Raw genomic sequence first — 12362 nt, forward strand, 5'->3', positions numbered from 1 at the left:
GTAGCATATGTCTAAGAAAATCACATACAAAGGTGAAAAGGAGATGCCGCCATTCGCCATCTCCGAAGGACACATGAACTGGAACAAGACTGGAGCGTGGAGCTATGTCAATCCGATTCATAAAGACAATCTCTCTCCATGCAATTATGCTTGCCCTGCCAGGGAAGACATCCAGGGATATATCCAGCTTGTCCTCAAAGAGAAGTATCGCGAGGCGTGGGAGAAGATCAGGGAGACAAATCCCCTTCCCTCCGTCTGCGGCCGTGTCTGCTATCATCCCTGTGAGCATAACTGCAACAGGAAAGAGTATGACGAGGCGGTGTCCATACACTATATCGAGAGATTCATCGGTGACTGGGGTCTCAAGAACGCGAAGATCAAGCGCCTCAAGACCGACCCATCGAAAGGTGAGGTAGCGGTAATAGGCGCAGGACCAGCCGGACTATCATGTGCATATCACCTTATTCGTGCCGGACACCCGGTTACGATATTCGATTCCATGCCCAAGGCAGGCGGAATGCTCAGAATCGGTATTCCCGAATACCGACTGCCTCGAAAGATTCTCGACGCTGAAATCAAGTCCATCCTCGACCTCGGAATAAAGTTTGTACCCAGGACAGAAATAGGAATCGACCTTCCTTTCTCCGAACTCAACAAATTTGCTGCGACATTCATCGCGGTCGGAGCGCATAAGAGCAAGCGAATGGGCATTCCCGGTGAGGACATATCCGGCATCCTGCCGGGGCTGACATTCCTCCGTGATGTCAACTTTGGTAAGAGGCCAAAACTGCGAGGAAAGGTCGCTGTCATCGGAGGTGGTAACACCGCCATCGATGTTGCACGGTGCGTGCTGCGACTTGGCGGCAAGCCGCTGATACTATACCGGAGATCATACGAGGAAATGCCGGCAATTCGCGAGGAGATCCATGAGGCAGAGCATGAGGGCATCGAGATTCAGTTCCTCACAGCGCCGTTGGAAATTCGCAAACGCGGAAGGATGCTGTCGCTGACCACTCAGAAAATGAAACTCGGCGGAAAGGATTCTTCGGGAAGACGGCGTCCGGTTCCGGTGAAGGGATCGGAGATTACTACTCCGTACAGCATGATTCTTACCGCGATTGGTGAAGACCCGAACATCGCATTCCTGCCGGAGGATCTCCGCCATGAGCGGTGGGGAATTGAGACCGACGAAGCCCAGCGGACATCGATGGATGATGTCTTTGCAGGGGGCGACGCAGGAATCGACAAGCGCGCGGTAACCGACGCCGTCGGTGCGGGACATCGCGCCGCGACCGCAATCAGCCAGCACCTCGCCGGCAGAGATGTCGCAATCCAGGAGATCGATCTGGCCGTGACGCATTTGAACGATCTCCGTCTCGATTACTTCGACACATCGCGTTCGGTCAATAAGAAAAAGATTTCAGACACGGTTCGACCGAAGTCTTTTCGTGAAGTGAATATCGGGCTTGGAGAGCGTGATGCTGAAGCCGAAGCTAATCGCTGTTTCTCCTGCGGAGTCTGCAATAGCTGCGACAACTGCTGGATATACTGCCCCGATATTGCAATTTCGCGCTCCAACGGCAAATACACTGTCAATTATGACTACTGCAAAGGCTGCGGAATCTGCGTCAACGAATGCCCTCGCAGCGCGATACATCTGGAAGTCAAGCAAGCCGATGGCAAGGAAGTCAAATAGCTCAGTGAGGTTAGTATGTACAAAGTAATATCCGGAAGTCACTCGGTGAGCCATGCGGTCAGACTTGCACGCGCCCAGGTCATCACGGCGTATCCTATCACACCGCAGACTTCTGTCGTCGAAAAGCTGTCCGAATTTTGCGCTGACGGTTCGCTTGATGCCAAGTTTATCAAGGTTGAGTCTGAGCATTCGGCAATGGCGTCGTTGATAGGAGCCTCGGCTGTCGGCGCGCGATGTTTCACAGCTACGTCATCGCATGGTCTTGCGCTGATGCACGAGATGCTCCACTGGGCAGCCGGTGACCGTCTTCCGATAGTCATGGCAAACGTCAATCGTGCAATGGGTGCTCCCTGGTCGATATGGGTCGATCATTCGGACAGCCTGTCGCAGCGCGATACCGGCTGGATGCAGCTATATGTCGAATCGAATCAGGAAATCATCGATACGGTTATCCAGGCATTTAAAATAGCCGAAACCGTTCATCTGCCGATTATCGTGAATCTCGATGGGTTCTTCCTTTCGCACACGGTCGAAGAAGTGGACATTCCCGAGCAATCAGATGTTGACTCTTTCCTGCCTCCGTACGAAGCAGAGCACAAGCTTGATGTCAACGATCCGAGATCGATCGGCAATCTAACGACTCCGGACCATTTCTATGAATTCCGTCACATGGCTCATGACGCCGCTCAGCGTGCTTTGAAGTTGATCGAGGAGGTCGGCGCGGAGTACGGCGAGAAATTCGGAAGGCGCTACGGTATCATTGATTCCTACATGATGGATGATGCGGAGATCGCGCTCGTGGCTTACGCGACAGCGGCATCTACGACGCGGGCCACAGTCAAAGAGATGCGTGCCGAAGGCAAAAAAGTTGGCATGGTCAAGATTAGATCGTTCCGTCCATTTCCTGCCGAAGCTCTGATCAGCGCACTCAGAAATGTGCCGAAAATAGCTGTGCTTGACAGAAATGTCAGTATCGGATCAACGGGCATCTTCTGTCAGGAGGTCAAGGCCGCTTTGTACGATGCCAGCCTTCACAACCAGATATTCGGCTTCGTAGTCGGACTGGGTGGCCGCGATATCACTCCGGACGTTGTCAGGAATATCACTGCGCAGGTCGAGGGAAAGCAGGCTCCCGAGTCAGCAATATATTGGGAGGGGTTGAAAGTATGAATACGCAATCATTATTCACAGCACCTGACTGTGAGTTGGTTGAGTGTGGACATCTCGCCTGTTCCGGTTGCGGCGAAGCGCTCGGACTGCGGCTTGTCCTCAAGGTACTCGGCAAGCGCACGGTTATGGTGATACCGGCGTGTTGCGCGACTGTGGTTGACGGTGTGTGGCCGCATTCATCGGTTGATGTTCCACTTCTACACACCGCATTCGAAACCGCGGCAGCGACTGCCGCTGGGGTTCGGGCTGCACTCGATCACAAAGGTGAAAAGGATGTGAACGTACTTGCATGGGCAGGCGACGGCGGAACGTTCGACATCGGCATTCAGGCACTCTCCTCGACAGCGGAGCGTAACGAGAATTACATATACATCTGCTATGACAATGAAGCCTATATGAACACTGGAATCCAGAGGTCTTCCGCGACACCCCTTGGCTCCTGGACCACCACCACACCCGTGAAGAATCCGAAGACTGAGCCGAAGAAAAATATCATAGATATTCTCGCCGCCCATCGCGTACCCTACCTTGCGACAGCGACCGTCGGGCATCCGGACGATCTACTAAACAAGGTGAAGAAGGCGAAGAAAACCAAGGGGTTCCGTTTTATCCATTTTCTGTCACCCTGTCCTCCCGGCTGGAAATCCCCAGCGGACAAATCGATTGAATTGTGCCGTCTCGCAGTCGAGGCGAGAGTTTTTCCACTGATCGAAGTCCACAATGGGCGGAAATACGTGCTGAACTATGAGCCGAAGAAACAGGTGTCTGTGGAGGAATACATCCACCTTCAGGGACGGTTTAAGCACTTGAAAAAGCGTCAGATAGCGACAATCCAGGACAATGTGGATCGCGAATGGGATTTTCTGTTGAAGAGAGTCGAGTTTTCGCGCGGATTATGAGCCACAAAAAAGGCAGAAAAATAGCGGGAAACCAGATAACTTTGGAACAAATTTAGTAGTTGCAGGTTAAAAAGGATGCAAGGCGTTATTCGCTGAGCGATCCTTCTTTTCGTGCGTTTCATGGGCTCCGGGCTTGTTTCAGGCCCGGAGTTAATTTTTGGGGTAATCACACGTTTCCAAATCACACCACAAAATTCTGATCGCAACCACTTCAATTTTCTATCAATCCTCCGAAATACACATTATAGAGAGCCGATCATGCTGTCAGTATAAGTCTCAACACCTTTTCGCACATCGACATCCAATCTGACGGCTGAGAAAGACGCTATCAATAATCTGTATTTTCTAATAACGGAGGAATTATGCTCGCGAGAAATCTCAAAGGTAGGCAAGGTTTCACTCTTATCGAACTGGTCGTAATTATCGTAGTGCTTGGCATCTTGGCGGCGATTGCGATTCCGAAACTGTTCAGCGTGACCGAAGAAGCCGAGAAAGCGACGGTGGCCACAATGGTCGCAAATCTCGAGTCTTCATTGTCGATTTACACTGCCAAGCAATTCGTCAACGGCTCGCCGATTGCAACTCACAATCCATTTGATGATCTTTCAAACGTACCGAGCAATTACAAAGGACCGAACGATCCGGTGACCACTGCAAACACTCCGGATGGAAACTGGTCATGGAGACCGACCGGCAACTGGATCATGTACAATCCGAGAACGAATGTCTCGGGCGGGTGGCTCAACGGCGGCGAAAGATTCATTATCTACCAGGTGCAGGCAGTAGTAGAGGGTACCGACACAGTTGGTCTTCGCCTAACGACGACGCCGGCATACGCGTATACCTGGTAGGTTTGACAAGAATCTGACAGAAATCCTGTGGGGGTAGATGGTCTCAGGACTCCTGAGTTTCGAAGGATCTGTCCCCAACCGCATTCCGATTGAGGGCGATGCATATAGCATCGCCCTTTGCATATTGCACCCATTATCACACCCCCTTGCCGGAAGACATATAAACTTGACATAGTCCCGCCTGGCACGTTTTGTTGATTAATATCTACAATGCGAAAGGCATCACTGTGGGATTCCGGAAGAGACCGTTTCTATTCTCGGCTATTGTCGGACAAGAGAAACTCAAGACGGCATATCTCGCCAATATCGTCAATCCCGGCATCGGCGGCCTTCTGATATCTGGACCAAAGGGCACCGGCAAAAGCACAGTCGTGCATTCAATCACCACGGTATTGCCGGACTATGACGCTGTCGAGGACTGCGATTTCAATTGCGATCCCGACAGACCGGACAGATTCTGCACGCTCTGCCATGAGAGATCAGACGACTGACATGTCAGTAGCCGCCCGCAGATCGATTCTCGCCAGGGAATACTCCTGCCCCGCCAACGCTGTGTTTGCGAACACGAGAGCGATCAGGGACACTATAAGACACAGTACACGTAGGTTCATCTCGAAATCCTCCTAATCATGTCTGGTTAGACCTTGGGCGGTAACGATAGCCAAGCACTCAGAAGTATAAGACGGACAAACTTGTCAATTGTTGCAAGAAAGGCGAGGCAGGCAGGATACTACTTCTGGAATCCACAGTTTACGGACATTGGCCTGAATAGCGGCATAATTGTCTGCGCGGCTTGAGCACCGGTCACGCAGTGGTGAAATGCCTGTGTGGATCACCTTACTGCACAATCCTTGCCTCTTGAATTGTCTGCTAAAGGGCATACATAACCAAGGGAAAGAGCACGAATTGAGTCCATCAGCAATCTCCGGCTCGCCTCGCGCATATCAGAAAAAGTCAAAAAGATCGTTGAGCGACACAGCTGTGCTAACTGCTGATACCAAGACCATGATGATTACAGCTATGTATTCTATGGCTAAATGGACTTCACCAAAAACAAACATCACGAGCTGCTGGACTAAGGGAATGTGGGAGCCTGTCCCATGGAGCAGTCCATAAGTCGCGAGACTGAGAATAATGCCTGAAGCAAGCGGTCCAGCCAGTCCTTTGACGAGGAGCAGTCCTGCAAGAAGCAATCCCGCTGAGAAGAAGTGCCAAAAGTGCCCATTGTCAGAGGAAAGCAGAGCGTACGTAAGGCAGCCCAGGAATGCAACCCCAGCCGATAGGGTCGGTATCGCCATCCTGTCTTTCACTCTGGCTACCATCAGATACCAAATCGCGAGAGTGATAATCACACCGTATCCCAAGATTTCGAGCGCGATTAACATCGCATGGTCTGGACCGATACTTGATCGGAGAATCCACAATATGAATACGTATATAAAATAAGAGGCCGTACTCCACCGCACAGCCAACCTCGCCGCGTTGCTGTCTCCGAGGTTTACATGGCGCATCGCCGCTCTTCGATAAGAATACGGATCCCGTTGTATTGGTAATGTGACTGGAATGTCCTCAAACTTCGGCAAAGGCAAAGAGGGTAAATCAAAGGATGTATCTCTGAATATCGGCAGGGAGGGCAGGGAGGAAGGCACTTTTGGTTTGATGTGAGGTGTCTCCTTGTTTGCTCTCCAGTACTTCAACTCTGAATGCAACCAAATGAGTGGGATAAGCAAGATTACAATCAGGATCACGATCTCCATCTCTGGTGGAGGAGGCGGATACGTTTTTAGCAAACGCACCAGGATGACCACCAGCAGGATTGACAGTAATCTGAGACTCCAGATCCTTGTCCGGTCAGTCATGATTCTTCCAGCCTTTCGCCTCTCTCACGCCCTCAGCTCCTCCACCGGCCCGTTGAAGGCCGCCTACAGCAGAGAATTCGGCGGTCGTTCTCGATCTTCTCCATCTGCCCGCAGTGCCTTCTTGATTCTAGCAATTGAGTTCTGTAGTTTCGACCTGTCTTTCTTCCAGCCAACAAGATTTTCAGCATGTCTGTCAGTCAATAATGATGCCCGGCTGTTCTGCCAGTCAAAAAGATAACCATCCAGGTTCAGGGGAATCATGGCGAGTGTCTTCTGGTTTCGCTCCTTCCATAGTTGCTCTTCTTTCCTTAGCGCTTTGTCGATCTCCGTGTTGACCCAGTAACTTTCCAGTGACGATTTGGAGCAGCAAAGAATCACCTTGTCCCACCTGCTGATGCCCCTATCTATCTGATCTCGAATGTCGTCGCCCGGCAGTATCTGGTGCCTGTCTAGCCAACATCGAATGCCTTCGTTCTGCAGGGCATCAAAGAGATGAGTAGCGAACTCCTTGTCATCGTGACTGTAGCTGATGAAGCAGGAGTAGTACTCGCTGGCCTTGGTGTGCAGGAGTTTGTACCAGTCGATCAGGCTGTCCGGAAGGCCGCAGCCGCGGAGGAACACATCGGGAAGCCCCTTGGACTTGATCAGTGTCTGATAGTCTACAGAGCTCGCTGACATGTGCTTGCACATATCAAGTCCAAATGCATCGGTTAGGTTTACTGACAGGAATCGTGCTTGATAGAGGTAGGCTCCTGTGAAATCTGCTCCAGTTAGATCAGTCGCAGAGAAAATCGTCCCAGTTAAACCGGCCTGTATTAGTACAGCGCCGAACAAGTCGGCTCCTGAGAAATCTGTGAGATAACAGTGTGATTTGATGAGTCGAGCATTCCGGAGATTTGTAGAGTGAAATTCCGCTTCCAACAGAAATGCGCTGGAAAGGTCGGAATTGCTTAGATTCGCCGCCTCGAACTCCGTGCGCCCCTCGACAAAAGTGAGCCTCTTGCCAAAATGCGCAGCAGTCAGTATTGTTGACTTCAAATTCGCGTCAGATAAGTTGATCCCCTGTAGGTTCCTTCCATTTAGATTTGCGCCATGCAATTCGTAATTGTCTGCACCAAAGTCTGGCTTCAGCGTCGGATTCTCCTTCCTCCACTTATTCCAAGCTTCAACGCCCTGCTTCAAGATCTTCACATGCTCTTCATTCGCCATTGTCTGCTATTCCTCCGCTGCCCGCCCCACAAAAAAACTCCCAGCCCGTAATCTCCTCGAGCTTCTCAATTCCGATCTCGTAATCGTAGGGACTGCCCGGCAAAATCTCCGACTGATTCTGAAAACACATTGTACGGTTGTATCGAACGGATCCATGGTCTCCCCTTTAGCTATCATCAACATACACTCAGAGCTACAGTCTGTCAACTGGAAACCCAACCAACTCGGTCGCCGCAACCTTCAGCCGTACCAACGCGCCGAACTTGCCCTCAAGCTGGAAGATGTTTTCAGGGAGAAGGCGAAAGAGAATCAAAAGGTTCATGGCGGGACAGCGCCAGGCCGAACACTTTCGCAGATATCGGCAGAACCGATCGACACACGATCCGAACTCGCCCGAGTCGCTGGCGCATCCCTCACTCAAATCTCTGCAATTACTTTGATATGTCCAAATCAGCAGTCGGGAAATTCATCGCCGTTCGAGTCTCCCGGTGCGGGTCCTCCTGCAAAGATGTATTGAATCAAGTATAGAACGTCATCGACGTCAATCGCGCAAAAACCACTCGTGAAGAGAATTATCTCTTCAAAGACAGATGAACTTTATCCTTGACTAGTCAGCGACTGTACGTTTTCAGACAAAGTGGACATTCTGACTTGAAAGTCAAAACACAGTTTATCTCATGGAAATCAGTCTCCAGCTGTCCCGGCTCCAGAAGAATCCGGCATTGACTGATAGAATGATCCGATCACTACTCAGGGATCACGCCTTCAGTGTATTTGTCTGTGTCACTTTCTGTGTCAGTGCTTTCTCTCGTCAACTTGCGGGATGATGATTGTGAGGCAGCAGGCAGCACATAAACAATCAGGCGGCCGAGAGAACCCGACCGCCTGTGTCGCGAGAAATCTGGGGAGATGATCTATTTCATGAGCACCATCTTTCTGGCGTCAGTGAAGTCGTCCGCCGATATCGTGTAGAAATAGATACCGGATGATACCGGCTCGCCGTCGTCGGTCGTACCATGCCATGTGACATTGTGCTCTCCGGCCTGCATGATGTCGTCGACGAGTGTAGCGACACTCTGGCCCATGATGTTGTAAACTGCGAGCGTGACGCGCGAGTCCTTCGGCAGGCTAAAGCTGATCTGTGTTGTCGGATTGAACGGGTTGGGATAGTTCTGATTGAGTGCGTAACTACCCGGTATCATACGGCCCTCGGTCTGCCTGTTGAGTTGCGTTTCGAGCCTGCCGCCGCCCTCGGCGACAGCGGCCGAATTGACAAGTTCCAACTTACCATCACCTTCGTATGAGATACTGATGATGTCGATCCCACCTGCGGGGATCATGTTCTGACCGTAGATGTCGATCAACCCAACCTTGAACATACCGTCAGTTTCGCTGAAGAAGACGCCAACACCATCGATTAGACTTCTTGCCTCCAGTTTCGAAACATCTCCGGAGGCCGCGAACTCGAACTGGGCAGCCTGCACCTCTCGATCTGCATCCAGCGACAGCGTAAACGAATTTCCGCCGTCGTGGCCATCACTCATGACCACTCCGACGCTGCCAACCACTGTCTTGGGTGGTGCGGACTTGCCACCACCGCAGTCTCCCGGTGCCGGTCCACCGGCGAATATGAACTCGATGAGGTAGACTACGTCATCGATATCGACTGTGCCGGAGCAGTCAGCGTCACCAGCCTCGTAGGGAATTGGCGGCTGGCCGCCTGCGAAGATGTATTCAATCGAGAAGACGACATCGTCGATATCGACAGCACCGTTGCCATCGGCGTCGCCATCCACGTAAGTACCTTCGTATACAGCATCCCAGATCGACTGGCCAATAATCGGAGGAACAGTCGAACCATCCTTGTACGTTATTCCGGCAGGCGTCATGCTTGTCGACGTAACCGGGACGCATGCGGGCGATCTAGTGTATTGATCATAGTTAACACTGACAGACCCCCAGTTGAGATTCCAGCTAGCTGTCAAGTCGATAAGATCGACTGACTGACCCGGTGTCAGATGGAGCGGATCGGCGTTTGATCCGTCAAAAGCGCGAATGAGGAGAATACAATTTTGTTCAACACTCCCTTGAGTCGAGATGTTGCGAACTGTTGTGGACGTTCCGGGAGCAGACAGTCCGTTGCTCCACGTATAGCTGATGGAACCCTGAGATCCCCCGACGATGGGCAGTTCAATCGGGATTGTCACCATCCAGACATACATATCGTCCCAGGTGTTGTTTCTCAGACGAATCGTAACCGTGCTGGAGCCACTTCCTGTCGCCGTTATCGGACTGGGAAACAGGACTTGAAGACCGGATTGACTCGGCACCTCAACCGGATGAGGAACTGTCAGGAGTTGGTCTATTCCCGATAGGAAATAGAGGCTGAATTGTAAAGCATCGCCATAGGTCGGTTGGCAGGAGAAGAAGGGATTCGCCCAGCCGTCATACTCCCAACTGGCTGTAACAGAGGAGGGGACAGGCTGGGGGTTGTTGCTGGTAAGGTAAGATATCATATAGACCAGGTCTGCAACAGACAGCACCAAGCCATCATTGTTCGGATCCCACTTGTGGCCATTGAAGCAACTCGCTTCGCCGTACAAATTCGACATAGTCAACTGGTCAACGAAACTCAGCATTTCACGCTGTCCAATGACGTCCTGAAAATACTCGTACGGAGGCAATACATCAATTGTTGGGAGGCCGTTCTTACTGAATGCGTCATCATTATAGTGCATCACCGACATGAAGTCGTACGGGCCGAACATGAAGCCTACCCATGTCGAGTCGGGCGAGTGAATGTAGAAATTGGATTCTCGACCCGCTTCGATGTTTCCCCAGTTGATCTGCACGAAATCATCGCGATCTTCGCGACTCTGTTCGTGCCAGAGTCCGAGCGCATGTCCGAGCTCATGTGTGATGATGAATTCCCAGGTCCAGTTGAAGATGTTAACAACCTGCTCTCCCCCGATACAACCGACAAATGAGTTGTTACCGGTTGAACTCTGAATATGGATGTAATCGGCCTGTGTAGTTCGAGGAATGAAATCTACTCCAGAGACTTCCTCCCAATTTGACATCGCCTGGAGTGCCCTAGTCCGATTCGTCGAGTTTACATTTGCGTCGAACTCGTAGGGTACCACTCCATTGACCCACAACTCGTTGTACATACAGCCGAGTGTCATCTGATCTTCAAAATCGATGGGAACTATGATGTCCCCTTCTATGATCTTGCATCCCTCAGGGACACCGTCGATTCTCTCGCCGGAACCGGGGGTTCCGCCTGCAAATGCAATGCATGTCAGCAGCGAAATCATTGTCGCAACGACAATCATCTGCCTGGTAGTTGTTGTTACGAAGTTCATTTTTTCTCTCTCCCATTCAAGTCTGTTTTGTGAATTGTCCAGGAACTGTCGCCTGGATTGTCTGTGCGGTAATATATTGCCGCACTGTGCGTTTCCTCTCCATCCTGTCTCCTTCCCTCTTGCTTGATAGTGATTCTCTGTATCCGGGTTTCTCATCTCTAATCTCCACTTTATGTCGTTCACTTATCCCAACGATCGGGGATTGCTTTTTCGGAGATGATGGGGAGAATTTCGTGAGATGTGCACTCAGGATGGGATATTAGTGTAAGCGGGGAGCTTTGTGCAGTATGAGGCTACAACTGGGCACCCGCGCATACAGAAAGGCCCGCATGCAATGCTTGCGAGCCTTTGTATCTTTGTGCCGAAGGGGGGATTTGAACCCCCACGCCCGTAAGGACACTGCGCCCTGAACACAGCGTGTCTACCAGTTCCACCACTTCGGCATCTCAGGTCGTACAATATAATCTGTCGGCACAAAGTCGCAAGATTTTTCTGGATTAAACGCCCCTTTTCGGTTAGCCTTATATCAGGAGTGAAGTCATTCCCTCGACATTCTGTTAAACAGGTGGAGGGTGTAAGCGTCTCTAGTTCGAGATTAATTGCGATCCGAAAAGCTAATAACGGGGGAGGAATGCCGTGAGACTAGTGCACGTGCTGATCATAATCGCTGTCACGGCATCAAACCTCATTGCCGCAGATATCGGCGTGATCGGCGCGAAAACCTGGACGGATGATGCTGACATTGGTGATCCGGAAGGGCTGGGAATTTTCGTCACTGATCGAGTTTCCGAACATTTCAGACTTCAGCTCGAATACCGCTATTTCCGTCATGAAAGGGAGGTCCTGGGATGGATCACCAGCCAGTGGCAACCGGTCTACGGTGATCCAGAGTTGCTTAAGAGCGTCACTACATATAACGCATTCGATGCCGATGTGCTGGTGGAAATTTGGCGGCTCGGCAGATTTGGAATCGAATGCGGACCCGGAATCAGCATGAACAACGTCAGCCTCAAGAGGATAAGCACCGATGTAAATCCTACCAGCGACGATAGGTCAGTAAGCAGGTTGGGTCTATCATTCACGACACGGGTCTCAACGCGACCTGTGAGCACTTCACCATTCCGACTTAATCTGTCTTTCAAAGCCAAGCACATACGCGCGGACAAGACTCAATTGCAGGACTCCTGGACCCCCTACGAAGACGGCCTGGGCATCTATGAGCTAAGCATCGGGCTTGCATACATCTTCGACTGATCCAATCTCAACCGCTCCGAAATACTGAATCACAAAAAAAGCCTCTTCCCTGTCTCAAG

9 protein-coding genes and 1 tRNA gene are annotated in these 12362 nt (G+C 51.2%); 6 read left to right on the forward strand and 4 right to left on the reverse strand.

Annotated features, from left to right (window positions below; translation table 11 throughout):
* Nucleotides 1–7: 7 nt before the first annotated feature.
* From KKH67_01225 to KKH67_01245, 5 genes are all read left to right on the forward strand, one after another.
* The gene (locus tag KKH67_01225) at nucleotides 8–1696 is read left to right on the forward strand and encodes an FAD-dependent oxidoreductase (protein ID MBU1317795.1); all 1689 of its coding nucleotides are present in this window, start codon (nucleotides 8–10) and stop codon (nucleotides 1694–1696) included.
* A gap of 15 nt (nucleotides 1697–1711) precedes the next feature.
* Nucleotides 1712–2866 (forward strand): pyruvate ferredoxin oxidoreductase, encoded by a 1155-nt coding sequence (gene porA / locus KKH67_01230; GenBank protein ID MBU1317796.1) that lies wholly within the window; start codon nucleotides 1712–1714, stop codon nucleotides 2864–2866.
* Nucleotides 2863–3765 carry a 3-methyl-2-oxobutanoate dehydrogenase subunit beta gene (locus tag KKH67_01235; GenBank protein ID MBU1317797.1) on the forward strand — a complete coding sequence of 301 codons (903 nt, stop codon included), beginning with the start codon at nucleotides 2863–2865 and terminating at the stop codon, nucleotides 3763–3765. The genes porA and KKH67_01235 overlap by 4 nt, the downstream gene beginning before the upstream one ends.
* Nucleotides 3766–4127: 362 nt before the next feature.
* Nucleotides 4128–4616, forward strand: coding sequence for a prepilin-type N-terminal cleavage/methylation domain-containing protein (locus KKH67_01240; protein ID MBU1317798.1), 489 nt, complete (start codon nucleotides 4128–4130; stop codon nucleotides 4614–4616).
* Between the two features lie 194 nt (nucleotides 4617–4810).
* The gene (locus tag KKH67_01245; protein MBU1317799.1) at nucleotides 4811–5107 is read left to right on the forward strand and encodes an ATP-binding protein; all 297 of its coding nucleotides are present in this window, start codon (nucleotides 4811–4813) and stop codon (nucleotides 5105–5107) included.
* Nucleotides 5108–5560: 453 nt separating this feature from the next.
* On the opposite strand, the gene KKH67_01250 is transcribed toward KKH67_01245, so the two are convergent.
* The 4 genes from KKH67_01250 to KKH67_01265 form a co-directional block, all read right to left on the reverse strand.
* Nucleotides 5561–6475, reverse strand: a complete 915-nt coding sequence (locus tag KKH67_01250) for a hypothetical protein (GenBank protein MBU1317800.1) — start codon at nucleotides 6473–6475, stop codon at nucleotides 5561–5563.
* Nucleotides 6476–6538: 63 nt separating this feature from the next.
* Nucleotides 6539–7684, reverse strand: a complete 1146-nt coding sequence (locus tag KKH67_01255; GenBank protein ID MBU1317801.1) for a toll/interleukin-1 receptor domain-containing protein — start codon at nucleotides 7682–7684, stop codon at nucleotides 6539–6541.
* A gap of 914 nt (nucleotides 7685–8598) precedes the next feature.
* Nucleotides 8599–11049: a T9SS type A sorting domain-containing protein gene (locus KKH67_01260; protein ID MBU1317802.1), complete on the reverse strand. Its 2451-nt coding sequence runs from the start codon at nucleotides 11047–11049 to the stop codon at nucleotides 8599–8601.
* A gap of 359 nt (nucleotides 11050–11408) precedes the next feature.
* A tRNA-Leu gene (locus tag KKH67_01265) sits at nucleotides 11409–11492 on the reverse strand.
* Nucleotides 11493–11685: 193 nt separating this feature from the next.
* Between KKH67_01265 and KKH67_01270 the strand changes: the two genes are divergently transcribed.
* A complete protein-coding gene (locus KKH67_01270; GenBank protein MBU1317803.1) occupies nucleotides 11686–12303 on the forward strand; it encodes a hypothetical protein in 618 nt (205 codons plus the stop codon).
* Nucleotides 12304–12362 lie beyond the last annotated feature (59 nt).

This window comes from Candidatus Zixiibacteriota bacterium, assembly GCA_018820315.1.
In the GTDB taxonomy this organism is placed as follows: domain Bacteria; phylum Zixibacteria; class MSB-5A5; order JAABVY01; family JAHJOQ01; genus JAHJOQ01.